19 protein-coding genes are annotated in these 19,857 nt (G+C 41.5%); 6 read left to right on the top strand and 13 right to left on the bottom strand.

The genetic code is table 11. The features are described 5' to 3' along the window. Nucleotides 1-2: 2 nt before the first annotated feature. The 8 genes from FTV28_RS01765 to FTV28_RS01730 all read right to left on the bottom strand — a co-directional run bounded on the left by FTV28_RS01765 (nt 3) and on the right by FTV28_RS01730 (nt 7,301). Entirely contained in the window at nt 3-203 is a 201-nt protein-coding gene (locus FTV28_RS01765; RefSeq protein WP_019837686.1) for an NF038104 family lipoprotein, read from the bottom strand. Nucleotides 204-225: 22 nt separating this feature from the next. Continuing rightward, a complete protein-coding gene (gene era / locus FTV28_RS01760; RefSeq protein ID WP_171062564.1) occupies nt 226-1,248 on the bottom strand; it encodes a GTPase Era in 1,023 nt (340 codons plus the stop codon). Nucleotides 1,249-1,250: 2 nt separating this feature from the next. After that, a complete protein-coding gene (gene rnc, locus FTV28_RS01755) occupies nt 1,251-1,952 on the bottom strand; it encodes a ribonuclease III (protein WP_179989303.1) in 702 nt (233 codons plus the stop codon). Next, nucleotides 1,924-2,295 (bottom strand): DUF4845 domain-containing protein, encoded by a 372-nt coding sequence (locus tag FTV28_RS01750; RefSeq protein WP_004971723.1) that lies wholly within the window; start codon nt 2,293-2,295, stop codon nt 1,924-1,926. Before FTV28_RS01750 ends, rnc begins: the two co-directional genes overlap by 29 nt. 24 nt (nt 2,296-2,319) lie before the next feature. Then, nucleotides 2,320-3,147, bottom strand: coding sequence for a signal peptidase I (gene lepB, locus FTV28_RS01745; RefSeq protein WP_167845909.1), 828 nt, complete (start codon nt 3,145-3,147; stop codon nt 2,320-2,322). A 21-nt stretch (nt 3,148-3,168) separates the two neighbouring features. Beyond that, nucleotides 3,169-4,986, bottom strand: a complete 1,818-nt coding sequence (gene lepA, locus FTV28_RS01740; RefSeq protein ID WP_167845908.1) for a translation elongation factor 4 — start codon at nt 4,984-4,986, stop codon at nt 3,169-3,171. 309 nt (nt 4,987-5,295) lie between these two features. Next, entirely contained in the window at nt 5,296-5,751 is a 456-nt protein-coding gene (locus FTV28_RS01735) for a thioesterase family protein (protein WP_004971726.1), read from the bottom strand. 167 nt (nt 5,752-5,918) lie between these two features. After that, nucleotides 5,919-7,301: a Do family serine endopeptidase gene (locus FTV28_RS01730; protein WP_131261155.1), complete on the bottom strand. Its 1,383-nt coding sequence runs from the start codon at nt 7,299-7,301 to the stop codon at nt 5,919-5,921. 336 nt (nt 7,302-7,637) lie between these two features. Between FTV28_RS01730 and nadB the strand changes: the two genes are divergently transcribed. Then, complete coding sequence (gene nadB / locus FTV28_RS01725; protein ID WP_179989302.1) at nt 7,638-9,272, top strand: L-aspartate oxidase; 1,635 nt, start codon at nt 7,638-7,640, stop codon at nt 9,270-9,272. Between the two features lie 178 nt (nt 9,273-9,450). On the opposite strand, the gene mtlD is transcribed toward nadB, so the two are convergent. From mtlD to pabC, 5 genes are all read right to left on the bottom strand, one after another. Beyond that, nucleotides 9,451-11,580, bottom strand: coding sequence for a bifunctional mannitol-1-phosphate dehydrogenase/phosphatase (gene mtlD / locus FTV28_RS01720; RefSeq protein ID WP_179989301.1), 2,130 nt, complete (start codon nt 11,578-11,580; stop codon nt 9,451-9,453). A gap of 194 nt (nt 11,581-11,774) precedes the next feature. Next, nucleotides 11,775-12,185 carry a PaaI family thioesterase gene (locus FTV28_RS01715; RefSeq protein ID WP_004971730.1) on the bottom strand — a complete coding sequence of 137 codons (411 nt, stop codon included), beginning with the start codon at nt 12,183-12,185 and terminating at the stop codon, nt 11,775-11,777. A 140-nt stretch (nt 12,186-12,325) separates the two neighbouring features. Then, nucleotides 12,326-12,922, bottom strand: coding sequence for a dTMP kinase (gene tmk / locus FTV28_RS01710; protein WP_179989300.1), 597 nt, complete (start codon nt 12,920-12,922; stop codon nt 12,326-12,328). Between the two features lie 2 nt (nt 12,923-12,924). Then, on the bottom strand, nt 12,925-13,995 hold the full coding sequence (gene mltG, locus FTV28_RS01705) for an endolytic transglycosylase MltG (RefSeq protein ID WP_179989299.1): 1,071 nt from the start codon (nt 13,993-13,995) through the stop codon (nt 12,925-12,927). Continuing rightward, nucleotides 13,988-14,821, bottom strand: a complete 834-nt coding sequence (gene pabC / locus FTV28_RS01700; RefSeq protein WP_179989351.1) for an aminodeoxychorismate lyase — start codon at nt 14,819-14,821, stop codon at nt 13,988-13,990. Before pabC ends, mltG begins: the two co-directional genes overlap by 8 nt. Before the next feature lie 171 nt (nt 14,822-14,992). On the opposite strand from pabC, the gene FTV28_RS01695 reads away from it, so the two are divergent. From FTV28_RS01695 to FTV28_RS01675, 5 genes are all read left to right on the top strand, one after another. Further along, a complete protein-coding gene (locus tag FTV28_RS01695; RefSeq protein ID WP_179989298.1) occupies nt 14,993-16,003 on the top strand; it encodes a sulfate ABC transporter substrate-binding protein in 1,011 nt (336 codons plus the stop codon). A gap of 319 nt (nt 16,004-16,322) precedes the next feature. Then, a complete protein-coding gene (locus tag FTV28_RS01690) occupies nt 16,323-16,928 on the top strand; it encodes an alpha/beta hydrolase (protein ID WP_179989297.1) in 606 nt (201 codons plus the stop codon). Between the two features lie 87 nt (nt 16,929-17,015). Beyond that, nucleotides 17,016-17,849 carry a sulfate ABC transporter permease subunit CysT gene (cysT, locus tag FTV28_RS01685; protein ID WP_004971748.1) on the top strand — a complete coding sequence of 278 codons (834 nt, stop codon included), beginning with the start codon at nt 17,016-17,018 and terminating at the stop codon, nt 17,847-17,849. Continuing rightward, nucleotides 17,846-18,739 carry a sulfate ABC transporter permease subunit CysW gene (cysW, locus tag FTV28_RS01680; protein ID WP_096901108.1) on the top strand — a complete coding sequence of 298 codons (894 nt, stop codon included), beginning with the start codon at nt 17,846-17,848 and terminating at the stop codon, nt 18,737-18,739. The genes cysT and cysW overlap by 4 nt, the downstream gene beginning before the upstream one ends. Nucleotides 18,740-18,750: 11 nt before the next feature. Continuing rightward, complete coding sequence (locus tag FTV28_RS01675; protein WP_179989296.1) at nt 18,751-19,812, top strand: sulfate/molybdate ABC transporter ATP-binding protein; 1,062 nt, start codon at nt 18,751-18,753, stop codon at nt 19,810-19,812. Nucleotides 19,813-19,857 lie beyond the last annotated feature (45 nt).

Raw genomic sequence — 19,857 nt, 5'->3', positions numbered from 1 at the left:
AATTAATCCTGTTCTTTAGAGGATTCTTGTTTGGATTTTTCTTCGTCATCACCATCTGGAATGACAGCACCAACTACAGCAGCAGTGCCTTTCACCACACCCTTTGTAGTTTTGTAGGCAACTTTTACGGGAACTGTCACAACTTTGTGAATACAACCTTGCAAGACAAACATACATGCCACAATGGCCAACACTTTCATCATCACAGTTCCCTTTTCGTCAAACTTAGATATCGCTATATCCTAAGCTTTTTAATGCACGTTCATCATCAGACCAACCACCTTTGACTTTCACCCAAAGCGTCAGCATGATTTTTTGCTCGAACATTTTTTCCATGTCGACCCGTGCATCCATACCAATTTTTTTCAGCTTCGCGCCTTTTTCACCAATCACAATGGCTTTTTGACCAGAGCGATCTACAAAAATAGTGGCATCAATATAGGTACATGGTGCTTTCATACGACCCGTTTTTTCATTTAAAACCGCATCTTCAGTTTTAAATGATTCGATTTGCACGGTTAAATCGTAAGGCAGTTCTTCGCCCAATTGGCGCATGATCTTTTCACGGATAATTTCAGATGCCAAGAAACGTTCTGAACGGTCTGTGATTTGATCTAGCGAATACAACGGTGGCTGGAATGGCAAATAGCGTTCAATCGTGTCACGCAAATGATCTAGGTTCGCGCCGCGCAATGCCGATACAGGTACAATTTCGGCAAAGTTCATTAACTTGGCACGTTCTTGAATAATCGGCAAAGCCTGATTTTTATTCTCAAAAGTGTCGAGTTTGTTAATCACCAGAATCACTGGCATTTCTGCATTTTTCAGCTTTTCTAGGACTAACTCATCATTTTGCGTCCATTTTTGTGCATCCACCACAAACAAAACCAAGTTCACATCACGCAAAGCAGATGATGCAGCACGGTTCATCATTTTGTTGATGGCACGGACTTCTTTTTTATGCATCCCTGGTGTGTCTACAAACACAGCCTGAGATTTTTCACGTGAATCAATTCCCACAATTTTGTGACGTGTGGTTTGCGGTTTACGTGAAGTAATGGATAGTTTTTGACCCAATAAGTGGTTCATGAGGGTCGATTTACCCACATTCGGGCGACCAACAATCGCAACAAAACCACTGCGGAAATCAGATGGAATTTCAGTTCCCTGACCGCTAAAGAATTGGTTAATTAGGTCATTGGCGTCGTTATTCGACTCGTGATCAGCATCTACGTGATCGGAATGGATGGTCATTCAGACTTTTGCTCCAAGAGTTTTAAAATATCTGCCGCAACTGCCTGCTCGGCAAAGCGACGGCTTGAACCTTCACCCTTCATTACAGGTAAGCTATCGACTCGGCATTCCACAATGAAATGCTGATTCGGTGCATCGCCCTGAATATCTACAACCTCGTAAACCGGGAGAGGTTTTTTACGTGCTTGTAAATACTCTTGTAAGCGTGATTTAGGGTCTTTGAGTTGATCGGTTGGCTCAATATGATCTAAATAAGGGCTGTACCATTTTAGCACAATCGTTTGCAGCAAATTCAAATCACCGCTATCGACATAAATAGCGCCAATAATCGCTTCTACGGTATCTGCCAGTATAGACTCACGATGATGACCGCCAGATTTCAATTCACCTGTACTGAGAATTAAATTTTGGCTGAGCTTTAAATCATTGGCGATTTTGCCTAAGGCTTCCTGACGTACCAGTGTTGCCCGCATGCGCGTTAAACGCCCTTCATTTTCATGTGGATAAGCCACATATAAATAATTGGCAACAATCATTCCCAATAACGAATCGCCTAGAAATTCCAGACGTTCGTAATTGTGTTTATGACTCACCGAGCGGTGAGTCAAAGCCAGTTTAAGCAATTCAGGTTGCTTAAACTGATAACCGATTCGGCTGGCTAGACGGGTCTCATTTAGCTTGGACTGAGCTTTGATCAAAACTTTTCTCGAACTTCATTACAATATCAATATTCAATAAGAAAGGTTTTCTTATTTCATATTCTTTTTTCACTTCTAAACCATCTACGTTGGTCACTTGAGCTACATCTGCAAATTTAATATCGCGAATGTTGTTCATGCTTAAACGCTTGTCCATTTCACCAATAAACTTTTGTGGTGATAGGTTTTTTGGCCCATTCAACAATTGCTCTTCAATTTGATTGTCCAACATTCGATCATCGAAATATGGTCCCCAAACCGCAATTGCCACTTTTGCCATAAATGCAAAACCAATAATTGCAATTAAAATTGCAATATAGGATGCCCCTTGTTGATGACGCATTTTTTATTTTCCTAATCTGCTGTATTAATCAATTTTGCCGTTACGACTAAATGACGGCAAATTAAACCCAGGCTCTTTATGCATCCACACATAGAATGCACGACCTGTTAGGTTTTCCTCTGGTACAAAGCCCCAAAAACGACTGTCAGCACTTTGATCGCGGTTATCCCCCATCGCGAAGTAATGACCTTCTGGAACTTTGACTTCCCAATATAAACCATTTTCTGCTGAATATTTACCATTGTCTACATAGTTCAGGAATGGCGCCTGACGTGCCACATTCACCCCTTCCAGCTCACGCATAGTAAAAGTGTGCTCACCCAAAGTTTCCTGATGGTAAATTGAAGTAGGTGTATCTAGACTGTCTTTTTCGCGGCTAAACTGAATAGGTGTTTTACTCACTTTTTCACCATTAATACTCAGCTGACCATGATCATAGACAATGTGATCGCCTGGTAGACCGACAATACGCTTAATGTAGCTGATACTTGGTTGTGGTGGATAACGGAAAACTGCTACCTCGCCACGTTCTGGTGAACCCACATCAATAATTTTACTGTTGATGATTGGCAAGCGCACACCATATTCAAACTTATTCACCAAAATAAAATCGCCTGTTTCCAAGGTTGGCACCATCGAGTCAGACGGAATATTGAATGGCTCATATAAGAATGAACGCAATACCATCACTACCGCCAAAACAGGCCAAAAGTCATAGGCCCATGTAATAATGAAGTTTTCATTGCCTCGGCCTTTGTTGGCTCTTTGCTTAAATACAAATTTATCCAACAACCACACTGCAATAAAAAACAGCGTAGCAGGAACGAGAATCAAATTAAAATCAAAATCCATGGGCTTGTTATCCTTATAATTTTAGCGATCGACTTTTAATACAGCCAAGAATGCTTCTTGTGGAATTTCAACACTTCCCACTTGCTTCATACGTTTCTTACCTTCTTTCTGTTTGGCAAGTAGTTTCTTCTTACGTGAAACGTCACCACCATAACATTTCGCAAGTACGTTTTTACGCATTGCTTTTACAGTTGAACGTGCAATGATCTGTGCGCCAATCGCAGCCTGAATGGCCACATCAAACATTTGACGTGGAATCAAGTCTTTCATTTTTTCAACCAAGGCAATACCACGGTGACGTGCATCTTGACGGTGACAAATCATCGCCAAAGCATCTACCTTCTCACCATTAATCAGTACATCCACCTTAACCAGTGACGAACTTTCAAAACGCACAAAGTTATAATCTAAAGACGCAAAACCACGTGAACATGACTTCAATTTATCAAAGAAGTCCATCACCACTTCCGCCATTGGAATTTCAAAAGTAACTGACACTTGGTTACCCAAGAATTTCATATCTTTTTGCACACCACGACGCTCAATACACAAGGTCATGACGTTACCTAAGTATTCCTGTGGCACTAAAATATGACATTCGGCAATGGGTTCACGTAAATCTTCAACTGTTGAACCATCAGGCATTTTTGATGGGCTGTCGATATAAACCGTTTCGCCATTTTTCATCACCGCTTCATAAATAACCGTTGGTGCCGATGAAATTAGGTCTAAATCGTACTCACGCTCTAAACGCTCTTGTACGATTTCCATGTGCAACATGCCCAAGAAACCACAACGGAAACCAAAGCCTAAAGCATCTGAACTTTCAGGTTCAAAGAACAAAGCTGAGTCGTTAATTTGTAGTTTGTGCAAGGCTTCACGGAACGGTTCAAAGTCGCTGGCATCAATTGGGAATAAACCTGCATAAACCTGCGGCTTAACTTTTTTAAAGCCTGGTAAGGTTTCTACTTCTGGTGTAGTTGCGAGTGTGATGGTATCACCCACTGGCGCACCAAAAATATCTTTAATACCCGCAATAACAAAGCCAACTTCACCTGCTTCCAAAATACCTGTTTCGGTATGTTTTGGATTAAAAATACCAACTGAGGTAATAATGTGCGTTTGACCTGTCGATTTCATCAACATTTTATCGCCTTTACGCACGCGACCTTGCTTGATACGTACCAGCGACACAACGCCCAAATAGTTATCAAACCATGAGTCAATAATTAAGGCTTGCAATGGCGCATCACGATCACCTTGTGGTGCAGGAATGACATTCACCAAGGTTTCTAATACATTGTCGATGCCTAAACCTGTTTTAGCCGAACAGGTGGGTGCATCTTGCGCTTCGATACCAATAATTTCTTCAATTTCATGAATCACGCGCTCAGGTTCTGCCTGCGGTAAATCAATTTTATTCAGTACAGGTAAAACTTCTAAGCCTTGCTCAATTGCGGTATAGCAGTTTGCAACTGATTGCGCTTCTACCCCTTGTGCCGCATCGACTACCAATAGCGCACCTTCACAAGCTGCCAAAGAACGTGATACTTCATAGGAAAAGTCAACGTGTCCTGGGGTGTCAATGAAGTTTAACTGGTATTCCTGACCATTTGGATGGTTGTAGTATAAAGTCACCGAGGTGGCTTTAATGGTAATCCCACGCTCACGCTCAAGCTCCATAGAATCCAACACCTGAGCTTGCATCTCACGATCTTGTAAACCACCACAGGTTTGAATGAAACGATCTGCTAGAGTCGATTTACCATGGTCAATATGGGCAATGATCGAAAAGTTACGGATGTTTTTAATATCAACAGTTTTTTTAGCTTGCGCCATGGGTTACCTTGAAAAATAACACGCTCTGCACCTCAAAATTCATGCAGAGCAAAAGCCGAATAGAAATTGCGAAGGATTATAGCAGATGGATTTTTCAATGTATCCATAATAATGACTTCCTTTTGCAGCCTCACGCGTTTTTCTTTTTATTCGAGAGTTTTAGGCTTTTTATGCAGAGATGTGTGTCGTAATTAAAGTGAGAATTGAAGAATACTTCATGCTATTTGAAACAGGTGAATACCCTCTTTAACAACATCGACAGCAATAACATGCAGCAACTTTCAATGACGCTACACTTGGTGCTTCAACTCATCTTAATGAATCATACTCACTAAAATCCAACGGATTCACATCAGCAGCAAGGGGTTGATAGGCTTGCGTAAATGTCGGTGACATGCGTTTTGGACGACCTGTAGCAATTTCCACACAAGCCCATTGTGTATTGCCCATAAACAGCAGACTTTTATCTTGAGGGCGATAAAACGCATATTGGCGGAATGAATACAACGCATTCAAATCACTTAACCATGTACGCAAAATCAGCTCCTCACCTTCGAGTGCCGCTTTACGATATTGCACATGATGTTCCACCGCCACCATCGCATGTTTTAGTTTTAAGTATTCCAGCACCCCTAAACCTAATGTTTCGATATGCGCCGATGCTACATCCTGCATCCACTGCACATACACCACATTATTGACATGCCCTAAAATATCAATATGTTCTGGCTGTACGGTGATTTTTAAATCAAATATGCTGCTCATGTCATCCTTTTAACTAAAACGGCGATGTCGGTCTAGTCTAACAAAAATACCGAGTTACATAAAAAAGTCGCCCTAATTCAAGAGCGACTTCCTTAAAATAAGTGGCTATTTAAAGTTTAGCAAGATTCTAAATTTTAGATAGATTTACGATTTTATGCCACATCAACTTATTGAATACGCATGCCAATAATCGCACGTTGCCCTTGACGGATAATCACCACACGCGCAATTGTACCTTGTTTCAAGGTAGATACTGTTTCAACAAATTGGTTGGCATTTTGGATGGTGGTGTTATTCAGTTGCACAATCACATCACCTGGCATAATACGTGCCTGAGCTGCCGAACCACCACGACGCACTTCCTGAATCAGCACACCGCCTTTAATATCTAATTGGCGTTGTTCTGCAACGCTTAAATCACGAATCGACACCCCTAAAACAGGGCCTTTGGCTGCTGTGTCAGGGTTGTTTTTGGCAGGCGTGTCGTCAGGTGCTGTGCTCACCGTAGCGGTAATATTACGGCGTTTATCATCGCGTAATACTTCAAGCTGAATACTTTGATTTGGCACTGAACGGTTTAAATAGTTCAACAATTCAGACGTTCTGGAAATAGGTGTGCCGTTGTATTTAAGAATCACATCGCCCGCGCGCAAACCTGCACGTGCCGCAGGTGAGTTTGGTGCAACTTGAGTAATTAATGAACCTTCAGGCTTACTGAGTTTATAAGATTCTGCCAAATTGCGGTCAATATCTTGCAAACTCACCCCTAAATAAGAACGAGTCACTTTACCGTTACGCTTTAACTGATCGGCAACATCCATGGCAACATCAATAGGAATGGAGAATGACAAGCCCATATAACCACCCGTACCACTAAAAATACGGGAGTTCACGCCGACCACTTCACCGCGCTGGTTAAATAGTGGCCCGCCTGAGTTACCTGGGTTAAGCGCCACATCGGTCTGAATAAATGGCACTGAAGTTTCACCCATCATATTACGCATTTTGGCACTCACGATTCCTGCCGATGCAGAATAGTCAAAGCCAAATGGTGAACCAATCGCAAGTACAGGCTCACCTACACGTAATTGATCGACATTGCCTGTACGCAGTTCTGGATAACTGCTGCCCTGCACTTTTAATAACGCGACATCGGTACGTTCATCACTACCCACGACAGTTGCATCAAGTTCACGGCGGTCATTCAGTACAATGGTAACTTTAGAAGCATCTTCAACAACGTGGTGATTGGTTAAAAGGTATCCATCTTTACTGATAAAAAAGGCACTGCCGTAACCTGTTTTTTCTTGTGGAATTTGCTGTTGAGGAATAATCACTTGATTGCCAAAAAAACGGCGTAAAATTTCTGGAACTTGTTGTTGTAAGAGTTCTTCCTGACTCATTTTTTTGACAACATTGACACTCACCACCGCAGGACTGACCTGCTCAACCAAATTAGAAAAGTCTACTGGTGGTGCTGCTTGAGTCTGCACAGTTGCCATAGTAAAAACAGCCGCATATAAACCTTTTTTTAAGTTGCGATTTTTCATAAATAGCATTCACTCAATAATAATTATGACTTTGAACTCACCTTATTTAGCACAAAATAATAGGCTTTTGGGTAATAAAATGTTGAATCTTTTTCAATTACGGTTTGGCAGGCATTGTAGAGGATAGCTGAGATAGTATCTCGTATTTACCCCATCAAAAATTACGCATCAAAGTGCTATAAATGAAATGAAAAGCGTGGAATCGAATCACAATAAAAGTGGGATATTCCATAAAAGTTGCCAGTTTATTCTTTTTTTTCATTATTCAAATCCACTTCGCACTTGCCTTTTTCTGTAAAAAGGGGTGTCATTATCCAACTTTTTTCAAATTAGCTGATGGACATGCCTAATTTAAACACAACACATCAATTTGATGTGATTATTGTGGGAAGTGGTGGTGCAGGTTTGAGTTTAGCGCTCTCATTACCCCAGCATTTCAATATTGCCGTTTTGGCGAAATCTACCCTCACTGAAGCCAGCACCTTCTATGCGCAAGGCGGTGTCGCGGCAGTGCTTGATGAAACAGATTCAATTGAACAACACATAGATGACACTATGATTGCAGGTGCGCATTTATGTGAAATGGATGCTGTCAAGCAAACCGTAGAAGGCGGCAAACCTTCGGTAGATTTTCTGCTGAAACAAGGTGTGCAATTTACTTTAGATGAACAAGAACAGTTGCACTTAACCCGTGAAGGCGGTCACTCACAGCGACGTATTATTCACGCTGCCGATGCAACAGGGCGCGCAATTTCGACCACTTTGGTACAACGTGCCCAAGAACAGCAAAACATCACCATTTTTGAAAATTATATTGCGATTGACCTAATTACCTCGCAAAAATTAGGTTTAAATGAAAGCAATCGCACTTTAGGCTTATATGCACTAGATGAAAAAACACAAAAAGTGCATAGCTTCCTTGCACCATTTACCGCACTTGCCTGCGGTGGTGCAATGAAAGCCTATCTGTATACATCTAACCCAGACATTGCCACAGGTGATGGTATGGCGATGGCATACCGTGCGGGTTGCCGTGTGGCAAATATGGAATTTAACCAATTCCATCCGACCTGTTTGTATCATCCTCAAGCACGTTCGTTTTTAATTACTGAAGCCATGCGTGGTGAAGGTGCATATTTGCGTTTACCCGATGGTGAGCGTTTTATGCTGCGTTTTGATGAGCGTGCAGAATTGGCGCCACGCGACATTGTAGCACGTGCGATTGACTATGAAATCAAACGCTTAGGTATTCGTCATGTGTGGTTAGACATCACCCATAAACCTGCAGAATTTGTGAAAGAACACTTCCCAACGCTGTATGCACGTTTACTGGAATTGGGCATTGATATCACTACCGATATGATTCCTGTTGTACCTGCTGCCCACTACACTTGTGGCGGAGTAATGGTGGATGAACATAGCCAAACCGATATTGCTGGTTTATACGCGATTGGTGAAACGTCTTATACAGGTTTGCATGGCGCTAACCGCATGGCAAGTAACTCTCTTTTAGAATGTTTTGTATATGGAATGGCTGCCGCCAAACATATTAAAGCCCATTACACTGCAGATTATAGCTCGCCTGAAGTTCCTGCTTGGGATGATTCGCAAGTGACGAATCCTGACGAAGATGTGGTGATTTTACAAAACTGGGATGAGCTACGCGCAACCATGTGGAACTATGTCGGCATTGTACGCACCACCAAGCGTTTAGAGCGTGCCTTGCACCGCATTGAAATGCTGAAACGTGAAATCACCGAGTATTATCAGGACTATCAAGTCAGTAAAAACTTAATTGAACTGCGTAATTTGGTTTTAGTTTCGGAAATGATTGTGCGCTGTGCCATGCAACGTAAGGAATCACGCGGTTTACACTTCACGCTAGATTATCCTGAACTTGCGCCTGAATTGCGTAAAACTGTGCTTATTCCACCAAACTTCCAAGTGGAAACCCCATTGGTGAATGAGTGATCTGATTGCTTGTTACACAACAGCATTTGCATAAAAGTATCTGTGAATAAAGTGCATTTGAATTCTAATGCAAGAAAGCACCGAATCGTGTTCCATAACACGATTCGGTATTTTATCATTTTGAATATGATGACGTTAACTTACTAAACTTCCCCCCAAGAATTCATCAAGTTGATTTTTAGATTACGGCTGCAACTTGAGTACCATCTTGAATAAATGCTTCTAAGCGAACTTGACCAGCCAATAGTTGCTGTAATTGGTGGCTAATTATGTACTGCAATTGCTGCCGTGTTTGTTCGTCTATAGGCGCATTTTGCAATTGTTTTGACAAATGCTGTAATGCTGCTTGAGCCCCCAACTGCTGCATTTTAATTGCATACAGATAGCCCAACACCACTCCTTTCTGTACATAATTTGCAGCTAAATCATGCTGCAGATGATAAATCAAAGCACCCATCACCCGTTCATTGGCTGAGAGTTTACGCAAAGGGTCACGTGCCACACGCTGACACGGGTCTTTATAGGCATGTTCACATGAGTCCAGAAAGCTCTGTGCCAGATGCTTTAAGTTTTGCTGACGATGCGGCAACTGTGCAGCTAATCCCAACGCTACTTGTGCCGAAACAGCGCGGGTAAAATCTGCAACCAATGGGTCTGCCATTGCGACACCAATACTGTTATGCCCTATTAAACTGGATAACCAAGCCATCATGGCATGTACACCATTCCATAAACGATTTTTAATGAGTTGGATTTCGGCAATATCATCTACCAAAATCATTTGACGCATGTGTTGCAATAATGGACTGGCATTTTCCACATAAATAGGCATGTCACTTTCAGCATGAAATAAAATTAAATCCATACTTTGCAAAATGTGACTGGGCTGAAAATTGCGTCTTAAATCTTCTACATATAAGGTGGCTTGACGCTCTTGCTCAGGCTGCAATCGAGTATTGTCTTCAATTTCAATTGGCTCTGCTTCGTCATCCAACTGAAATTGCTTAAAAATATTATACTTGATGCGTAATTGGCGATATAAGTTTTGATCGCTTAATTTAGAGACCATTCTATTTACGACAGTATCGCAAAAATAATGCTGCGCCATAATTTTGGCTGCCGTATCGGGATCCAACAACGTCTCTAACGCCTGATGAATATGCGTCATCAAGAGCTGTTTTGCCCCAACTTTATTTAAAATTACCAAAATAGTTAAAGGCTGATGGAGTTCAACTTGCGCTATAAAACGGGCATATAAGCCCTGCGCAATTACTTTAGCCTCTTGCTGTAAAGCATGTTCAGGCAAACATAATGCAATTAGGCTCGACTCCACATACATTTGCTGCATCTGCTGCAAGTTCTCCGCATCAATGATGTGCATATTTTCAATTCGTTCATCATAAGAACATTGTCCATAACGAATTGAATACGTTCCAAAGGCGTTTACTGCAGAACGATATAAGGTATTCCGTGTAGAAGCATAAATACGTTTAGGACGGGTATAGCCATCCCAGTGCGATAAAATTTGGGCCAAATAGCCCCCACCTATTGCACCAAAACCATGAATCCCCACACTCAACTGATTTAAAGTTTGCGGGAAGGCCTCTTGTAAACTCGGCATTTCCAATACAGGAATAACTTGATTTAAGTCATCTAAATAAGCTTGCATACTTGCGTAATAATGCTGCGTGAGTGACAACATATTAGCATTAGGTTTTTTGATATCCCGAAATAGTATGGTTATGCCACCCGCTGCATGTGCAGATTTGATTCCATTTTCAGAATCTTCCAGCATGAAACATTCGCTGGGTTCTAGATTAATTTTTTGTGCGGCTGTTATAAAAATTTCAGGATGTGGCTTGCCCTGTTGCACCTCATCGCCACAAACTAATACATCAAAAAACTTATAGACATTGGCATTAATCAAATATTCTTCGGCAATGGCACGACGACTAGACGTAGCAACCGCCATTCTCAAGCCAGACTTTCGTAACCGCTCTAATACCTGCAACAAACCTTTTTTAATGGGCACACCAAAATTGCGCACACTTTCTAGTTCTAGTTCATCAGCACGCTGACGGATCTCACGGTAAGGAATGTCTGCACTATATTCTGCTTGCGCCAGTTGTTCAGCGCTCTTTGCACTCAAACCCAAACATTGCATGAGGTATACGTCTGAAAATTCAACGCCAATGAGCTCCTGAGATGCCTGCTTCAATGTTTGAAACCGTAATCGTTCAGTATCAAACATTGTTCCATCCATATCAAAGATTGCTCCATGAACAACATTGTTCTTAAATTTAAGCATTTAGCTCCCTTGTTTTATCACTTACGGGTTGCTAGCTTAGACAAAAGCAGATTTGATCTATATGAAAAACATAAAATGAAATATTTGTGATTATTTTTTAACCAATCAAACCCTGATTTTCATGTAGTATGTGTACATATGTAACCACATGGTAAATATAAGTAACTAAAATTAAGATAAAGCTGACTTTATTCTCAGCCAATCTGTGGAATCGAATACGTCCCTGTGACATGCGCCACGGCATCATCTACACCTTCGGAATATACCCAAACCTCACCGACCACGAGGTTTTTCCCTACTTTCATTAAGCGACATTCACCACGTAAATTACGCCCTGCTGCGGGCTTGCGTAAAAAGTTGATGTTTAAATTACTGGTCACCGCCAAAGCCACCAAACCCAACTCCCCTAAAATGGCGATATAAAGTGCATAGTCTGCAACAGTCATCATAGTCGGCCCTGATACCGTACCACCTGGGCGTAAATCACGTTCATCGATGTGATAATTCACCAATGCCCCACGTGGCGTGATGGACACAATTTCACATTTTTCCAGACTTTGCGGAAACTCTACTTTTAAAAATTCAATAATTTCTTCTTTGGTCATACTTACTATTCGCTATTTTTTAAAAAAATCTTCTAAAGCGTTTCCACTATAGAAGATTTTTCCATTCAATCAAATGTCTAACTACAACCCAATGGCTTGTTATGCCTTTTTGTATATGCCTTTGCGTTTTATGCCTTCGCTTACAAATAGTGCATCGCTTGTGCAAATACTTGATCTGGACTTTGTGTTGCATCTAAGCGCTTCACCCGCTCAGGATGTCGCTCCCACAAAGATTGATAGCCACCCCTTACTTTCTCAAAAAAAGTGGCTTTCTCTTGCTCAAAACGATCAAGCGCTCCACGCGCACGTGCACGGGTCATACCCAGTTCAATCGGTGCATCGAGCCAAAAAGTTAAGTCAGGCATACGTGCGACAAAGTTATTGTTTAAAGTCATCAACTTGCTTTCACTTAAACCACGTCCCGCACATTGATAAGCAAAACTGGCATCGCTAAAACGGTCACATAGTACAGTTTTTCCTGCAGCCATTGCTGGTAAAATCACCTGATCTAAATGCTGAGCACGCGCTGCATACATCAACAATAACTCAGTGTCTGAACACATTTTTTCTTCATGGTTGACCTCGAGCAACAAAGCACGAATTTGCTCTGCCATAGGGGTTCCACCTGGCTCACGGGTTAAAACCACCGACTGACCTTGTACAGTAAAATAATCATGAATACGGCGAATAAGTGTAGTTTTACCCACCCCTTCAGTACCTTCAAAACTGATAAACATACTTATTCCCCTGATTTTTTCATGCGCAGTACGTTTAAATATTCCTGTACGGCACGGTTATGATCTTGCAAATTGGTGCTAAATTTATGCCCACCGTTACCTGTCGCCACAAAATAAATGTTGTCAGATTGATCTGGATGCATCGCCGCTTCAATGGCTTTTTGACTTGGCAATGCAATTGGCGTTGGCGTTAAACCACTCATGGTATAGGTGTTGTATGGCGTTGGAGTGCGTAAATCCTGACGGGTAATATTGCCCTGATAACGATCTCCCATACCATAAATCACGGTTGGGTCAGTCTGTAAACGCATACCCAGTTTTAAACGACGTACAAACACACCTGAAACTTGCTCTAATTCCGCATCAACATTGGTTTCTTTTTCAATAATGGACGCCATGATTAAAGCTTCATATTTATTTTTATAGGGCAAATCTGCCGCACGATTATTCCAAGCATCATCCAATGATTTCATTTGACGCTGATACAAATCGGTTAAAATTTTACGGTCAGTTTCACCTTTGGCAAAGAAATAAGTATTCGGCGCAAATAAACCTTCGGGATGTGCAAAAGGGATATTTAAAGCTTTTAGCATTTGATCATACGGCAAGTGCGACACTTCTTTGGTGACCAGTTCATCTTTCTTTAACGCATCAATCAATTGTTTAAAGGTCGTACCTTCGATCACCAAAATACGGTTCATTTGTGCATTTTCAGCATTGGCGATCATTTCCAAAACCTGACGTACACTCATGCCCTGACGGACTTCATACACGCCTTTTTTCATGCTGTCGTGAATCATCACCCGTTGATAGAGTTTTAAAACAATTGGAAAATTCACATGATCTTGTTCTGCCAAACGGTCAATAAAACGTGAGTAAGTATCACCATTATTAATCGCCAATAATTGTTTTTGACCTTCAACAGGATAATCTCTAAACAGACTTGACCATAAAATCACGCCAAGCACCAGTAATAGCCCCAGTATAAAAATGATGCCACCTTTCAAGGCACGCATAGACTGTACTGTATTAGTTTTCTTTTTAGATTTTGATGGGCGTTTAGGTTTAGACATAAGAATGTATCTGATTCAGTTGAAGTTGCTTAAATAATTGAATACACGGTTGCACATCCAAAAGCTGTGACTGTAAATGGCTGGCAATTTTCATTGGACTAAGCGCATTGCAAAAAAATAAACTTTGAATGTTCGCAATTTCTGCAGCATCTATATCACGTTGTTCACACGCAATATTGTGCTGTTGCATCCGCGACAAAATTTCTGCCCGCATCACGCCGTGCACGCCATTATAACCAAGTTGCGGGGTAATCCATGTATTGTTTATAAGAATGAAACAATTACTACTCACACCTTCAACCACACGCCCCTGCACATCGGTTACCAAAGCCTCAAGCCACCCCGCTTGATCGGCCTCTTGTTTTAATAAAACCTGTTCAAGACGGTTCAAACTTTTCACACCGACCAACTGTGGCATCGTCAAGCCAATAGTCTGTTCTAAGACACCGCTTTGAATGATTTCGTAGTAGTATTCTGCCCCTAAAGTTTCTTGCACTTGAGGATAAAAGAATACCCATACATCGGCAGGATGTTCGGGCAAGCTATAACCACGTTGACCCTCACCACGACTCAGCACAAGCTTTAATGTGCCATTTAACTTGCCCTGTTTTTGTTTTAAATCGGCAAGTGTTTTGTTAATAAGTTCAAGATTTGCAGTTAAATGCATGTGTTCTTTGGCATGTGCTAAACGCGCTAAATGACGATGCCACAACTCAACTTGATTGTTGCGAATCCGTGCAGTGCTAAAACAGCCATCGCCATAATGAAATGCTCGGTCTAATAGATGGATGTGCTCAATAGGCTCAGCATTTTTATAACACTGCATAGACGACTTACTCATGATTTATCACAAAATATAAAAAAGAATGAAGAAATTTATATTTATCATTTGCTGATATTCACCGCATTTTAAATTATTTTTTAAGAAAATGAACTGACTATATGCTTGCCTCATTCAACTCAGCACACAACAAAGCATAAACCAATGAGGTCAATCATGAGCTTTTCAAAATTTAAAATTGGGGTACTGGCAGCCATACTTTCTAGCACAGCACTGGGTGTATCTGCAAAAGACTTTCTCAATGTTTCTTATGACCCTACCCGTGAATTATACGAAGATGTCAATCAACACTTTGGCAACTACTGGAAAAAACGCACTGGGCAAACTATTAATTTCAAGCAATCACACGGTGGTTCAGGTAAACAGGCACGTGCGGTGATTGATGGTCTAGGTGCCGATGTCGTGACTTTGGCACTGGCTGCCGATATTGATGAAATTGTCAAACGCGGTCTATTACCTAAAGACTGGCAAAAGAAATTTCCGCACAACTCGACCCCTTATACATCCACAATTGTATTTTTAGTGCGTAAAGGCAACCCAAAAGGTATTCGAGATTGGGGCGATTTGGTCAAACCTGGTGTGGAAATCATTACTCCAAATCCAAAAACATCTGGCGGTGCACGCTGGAACTATTTGGCAGCGTGGGCATGGGCAAAACATCAACCTGCGGGCAATGATGCTAAAGCGCAAGAGTTTGTTCGCCAAATTTATAAACAAACCAAAGTATTGGATTCAGGCGCACGTGGCTCAACCACCACTTTTGCAGAACGTGGCATTGGTGATGTTTTGTTAGCTTGGGAAAATGAAGCCTATTTAGCCGTGCGTGAACAACCGGGTAAATTTGAGATCATCACGCCTTCTCTATCTATTTTGGCTGAACCGCCTGTGGCGATTGTAGAGAAAAATGTGCAAAAAAAAGATGGCAATCAACACTTAGCCAAAGCCTATTTAAACTATCTCTATTCGCCTGCGGGTCAAAACATTGCTGCGAAGAATTATTACCGACCACGTAATGCTACGGTGTTGGCACAATATAAGTCGCAATTTAAACCATTGAAGTTGGTGACTATTGATCAAGAGTTTGGTGGATGGAGCAAAGTTCAGAAGCAACACTTTGAAAATGATGGCATTTTCGATCAGATTGTCAAAGCCAACCAAACCAAATAATACTCCGAAAGGTAAATCATACTAAAGCGATAGCTGAAAACACCCAAATTGAAAAATACGGGTGTTTTCACAAACGTATTTTTACCTGATTCACATATATCTTTTTTATTCATATAAAATTCATTTTTAATTATTTTTTTTGCATAGAAACTCTAGCTATCCTTGTTGCAGATTATTTAAAACATGAATTTTACAGCATTATCTTACTGAATTTTGAATCCAAGTGATCACAGCCAAAGCTAAAAATGATGGGTTTAATTCATATTTAAGCATTATGCAGATCATCATTTCAGGCTGAAATATGCGAAGGAGCATCGACATGATTCATACCGTAATTGTTCCAGGTGTAGGTGGCAGTGAACATGCTCACTGGCAATCTTGGTTACAACGACAACTCATGTCTTGCTCGCGTGTACAACAGTCAGACTGGAATAGCCCAATTTTACAGAACTGGGTTGCTGAATTTGTCAAAACAGTTGCCCCGATTCAGAACGATATTCAAATTGTGGCGCACAGCTTTGGTTGTCTGACCACAGTGGCAGCCTTAGCACAGCAACCTAAATTGCAGGCGAAAATTAAAAATGTGGTTTTGGTTGCACCTGCTAACCCTGCCCGTTTTGGTGAATCTGGTTTTGCACAACACAGCCAAAGCAATTATTCGGCTTATTTTCAGCAACTTAAATTGGCTGTACCGACACGCTTATTGATCAGTGAAAATGACCCGTGGCTAAGTTTTGCAGATGCACAGGCACTTGCCCAAGCATGGCAATTAACACCGATTAATTTAGGACAAGTGGGTCATATTAATGTTGCATCAGGCTTTGGGGCATTTCCTGAAATTTATGATTATTTGATTGCAGAAAATATGCAATCACATATCAGTATTTCTGATAACAACAAGTATTTATTCAAATTTGCAATTTAATCTTCGCAAATTATGCTTGTGCCGAATTTATCTTTTACTTTTATCTGTTTGTTTTCAAACACTCATTCTCTCTTTTGAGGAGTCATCATGTCGCAGCGATCCAAAGTGCTGCCAGGATTTGGTCTTTCTCTAGGCTTTACCCTAGCGTATTTATCCTTAATTGTTCTTATTCCCTTATCGGCTGTATTTATTAAATCGCTGGGTATCGGTTGGGATGGTTTATGGGAAATTTTAAGTTCAGAACGTATCCAAAAATCTTTGCAACTCAGTTTTAGCGCTGCGCTCATTGCAGCCTTTATTAATGTCGTCTTCGGCTTATTATTGGCATGGTGTTTGGTACGATACAGCTTTCCGGGCAAACGTATTATAGATTCTTTGGTCGATTTACCTTTTGCATTGCCTACTGCAGTTGCGGGTATTGCCCTGACTTCTTTATACGCACCGACTGGCTGGATTGGACAATATTTAGAACCATTAGGCATTAAAGTCGCGTATACCCCTATCGGGATTACCCTTGCCCTGATTTTTATTGGTATTCCATTTGTTGTGCGTACCGTGCAACCCGTACTCAGTGACTTAGAAACCGAGTTGGAAGAAGCAGCATCTGCGCTAGGGGCTAACCGCTTTCAAATTGTCACCAAAGTGATTTTCCCTATTTTATTGCCTGCACTGATTACAGGTTTTGCCCTCGCATTTGCGCGTGGCGTGGGTGAATATGGCTCGGTGATTTTCATTGCAGGTAACCAACCATTTAAAACTGAAATTGCACCCTTAATGATTATTTCTCGTTTAGAAGAATATGACTACGCAGGTGCAACCACAATTGCTGTGGTGATGTTGCTGATTTCTTTTGTCATGCTGTTCTTAATTAACTTATTACAAGCATGGGCAAGTCGTCGCACAGGGAGAACTGCACGATGAGTTTAAATACCAACAGCAATGCTTTGGCTGAAAAACTACAATCACGCGATGCAACACGTGAACCGACTTGGGTACGCTATACCCTGATTGCAATTGCCTTCATTTTCTTCTTAAGCTGTCTGATTTTGCCGCTGATTTTGGTTTTTGTCGAAGCGTTTAAACAAGGCATTGGTGTCTATGCCCAAGCATTGGTGCATCCTGACACTTTATCGGCAGTGAAATTAACCTTACTCACTGCAGCGATTGCCGTACCTTTAAACGTGGTATTTGGTATTGCCGCAGCGTGGTCAGTGGCGAAATTCAATTTCCGTGGTAAGTCGATTCTCACCACCTTAATTGATATGCCTTTTTCAGTTTCTCCTGTCATTGCAGGTTTAATGCTAGTCCTGATTTTTGGTACACAAGGTTGGATGGGCGGCTGGTTGATGGAACACGACATCAAAGTTTTATATGCCGTACCTGCAATTGTGATTGCCACCATCTTCATTACTGTACCTTTTGTGGCGCGTGAATTGATTCCTTTAATGGAAGCGCAAGGCACAGAGGAAGAAGAAGCTGCGATTGTATTAGGTGCATCGGGTTGGCAGACCTTCTGGAAAGTCACTTTGCCAAATATAAAATGGGGTTTAATTTACGGCGTGATTCTGTGTAATGCCCGCGCAATGGGTGAGTTTGGCGCGGTATCTGTGGTATCGGGGCATATTCGCGGAGAAACCAACACCCTACCGCTGCACGTCGAAATTCTCTATAACGAATATACCTTTAGTGCTGCGTTTGCGGTGTCCTCTCTCTTGGCACTTCTCGCGATTGTGACCCTGATTTTAAAAACTTGGGTTGAAATTCGCCAAGAAAAGCAAAACCAACGCAATGAAGATTCAACTGTTTCTTAAGGAATGACCGCATGAGTATTCAAGTTAAAAATATTGAAAAAAATTTTGGTGCATTCCATGCACTTAAAGACATCTCCCTCGATTTTCCAGATGGTCAATTGGTAGCACTGCTTGGGCCTTCAGGCTGTGGTAAAACCACCTTGTTGCGTATTATTGCGGGGCTAGAATCGGCAGATCGTGGGCAAGTGATTTTAGAAGGTCAGGACGCAACCAAAGTGCATGTACGCGAACGTCAAGTTGGATTCGTTTTCCAACACTATGCCCTATTCCGCCACATGACCGTATTTGACAATATCGCATTTGGTTTACGGGTACGTCCACGTGCAACCCGACCTTCAGAAGCTGAGATTAAAAAACGTGTTATGCGTTTGCTCGACTTGGTACAGTTAAGCTTTTTAGCAGACCGTTATCCTGCGCAGTTATCGGGTGGACAACGTCAACGTATTGCTTTGGCACGTGCCTTAGCGGTAGAACCACGCGTATTGTTATTGGATGAACCTTTTGGTGCGCTTGATGCCAAAGTGCGTAAAGAATTACGTCGTTGGTTAAGAACTTTGCATGATGAATTACACATCACTTCAATTTTCGTGACCCACGATCAGGAAGAAGCACTCGAAGTTGCCGATCAAATTATTGTCATGAACAAAGGTAATGTCGAACAAATTGGTTCACCGCGTGAAGTGTATGAACAGCCTGCAACTCCGTTTGTATTTGACTTCTTAGGTCAAGCCAACCGTTTTGAAGGACAACATCATCAAGGGATTGTGCAAATTGGTGAAGATCGCGTACAACTTTTCAATCAACCGAATGCGCCTCAAGGCAAAGTGATTGCATTTGCACGTCCAGATGAGTTGCATATTCATGCCCAACCACAGGAAAATACCATTCAAGCGACCTTCTTACGTGAGGTTTGGATTGCTGGTAAAGTAGTTGCAGAATTGCAAGATCGTCAAGGGAATTTGATTGAAATTGCACTCACCGCAGATGAAGCGAAACTGCACCAATTCCGCCCAAATCAAACGGTTTGGTTAAGTGTAATCACTTTACATTTATTTGAAAATCAAGTCGCATAAGGACATCAAGATGGAGCCTAACCCGCTCCATCCTTTTTAGGGTTG

Source organism: Acinetobacter sp. YH12252 (assembly GCF_013417365.1).
GTDB classification, from domain to species: Bacteria; Pseudomonadota; Gammaproteobacteria; order Pseudomonadales; family Moraxellaceae; genus Acinetobacter; species Acinetobacter towneri.
This window is presented reverse-complemented; position numbering and strand designations above follow the sequence as displayed.

Excerpts from the sequence above, each read along its gene's own strand:
- FTV28_RS01765 (WP_019837686.1), bottom strand. The coding sequence starts at position 203 with ATGATGAAAGTGTTGGCCATTGTGGCATGTATGTTTGTCTTGCAAGGT.
- FTV28_RS01750 (WP_004971723.1), bottom strand. The coding sequence starts at position 2,295 with ATGCGTCATCAACAAGGGGCATCCTATATTGCAATTTTAATTGCAATT.
- lepB (WP_167845909.1), bottom strand. The coding sequence starts at position 3,147 with ATGGATTTTGATTTTAATTTGATTCTCGTTCCTGCTACGCTGTTTTTT.
- lepA (WP_167845908.1), bottom strand. The coding sequence starts at position 4,986 with ATGGCGCAAGCTAAAAAAACTGTTGATATTAAAAACATCCGTAACTTT.
- FTV28_RS01735 (WP_004971726.1), bottom strand. The coding sequence starts at position 5,751 with ATGAGCAGCATATTTGATTTAAAAATCACCGTACAGCCAGAACATATT.
- FTV28_RS01730 (WP_131261155.1), bottom strand. The coding sequence starts at position 7,301 with ATGAAAAATCGCAACTTAAAAAAAGGTTTATATGCGGCTGTTTTTACT.
- nadB (WP_179989302.1), top strand. The coding sequence starts at position 7,638 with ATGGACATGCCTAATTTAAACACAACACATCAATTTGATGTGATTATT.
- mtlD (WP_179989301.1), bottom strand. The coding sequence starts at position 11,580 with ATGCTTAAATTTAAGAACAATGTTGTTCATGGAGCAATCTTTGATATG.
- FTV28_RS01715 (WP_004971730.1), bottom strand. The coding sequence starts at position 12,185 with ATGACCAAAGAAGAAATTATTGAATTTTTAAAAGTAGAGTTTCCGCAA.
- tmk (WP_179989300.1), bottom strand. The coding sequence starts at position 12,922 with ATGTTTATCAGTTTTGAAGGTACTGAAGGGGTGGGTAAAACTACACTT.
- mltG (WP_179989299.1), bottom strand. The coding sequence starts at position 13,995 with ATGTCTAAACCTAAACGCCCATCAAAATCTAAAAAGAAAACTAATACA.
- pabC (WP_179989351.1), bottom strand. The coding sequence starts at position 14,821 with ATGCAGTGTTATAAAAATGCTGAGCCTATTGAGCACATCCATCTATTA.
- FTV28_RS01695 (WP_179989298.1), top strand. The coding sequence starts at position 14,993 with ATGAGCTTTTCAAAATTTAAAATTGGGGTACTGGCAGCCATACTTTCT.
- FTV28_RS01690 (WP_179989297.1), top strand. The coding sequence starts at position 16,323 with ATGATTCATACCGTAATTGTTCCAGGTGTAGGTGGCAGTGAACATGCT.
- cysT (WP_004971748.1), top strand. The coding sequence starts at position 17,016 with ATGTCGCAGCGATCCAAAGTGCTGCCAGGATTTGGTCTTTCTCTAGGC.
- cysW (WP_096901108.1), top strand. The coding sequence starts at position 17,846 with ATGAGTTTAAATACCAACAGCAATGCTTTGGCTGAAAAACTACAATCA.
- FTV28_RS01675 (WP_179989296.1), top strand. The coding sequence starts at position 18,751 with ATGAGTATTCAAGTTAAAAATATTGAAAAAAATTTTGGTGCATTCCAT.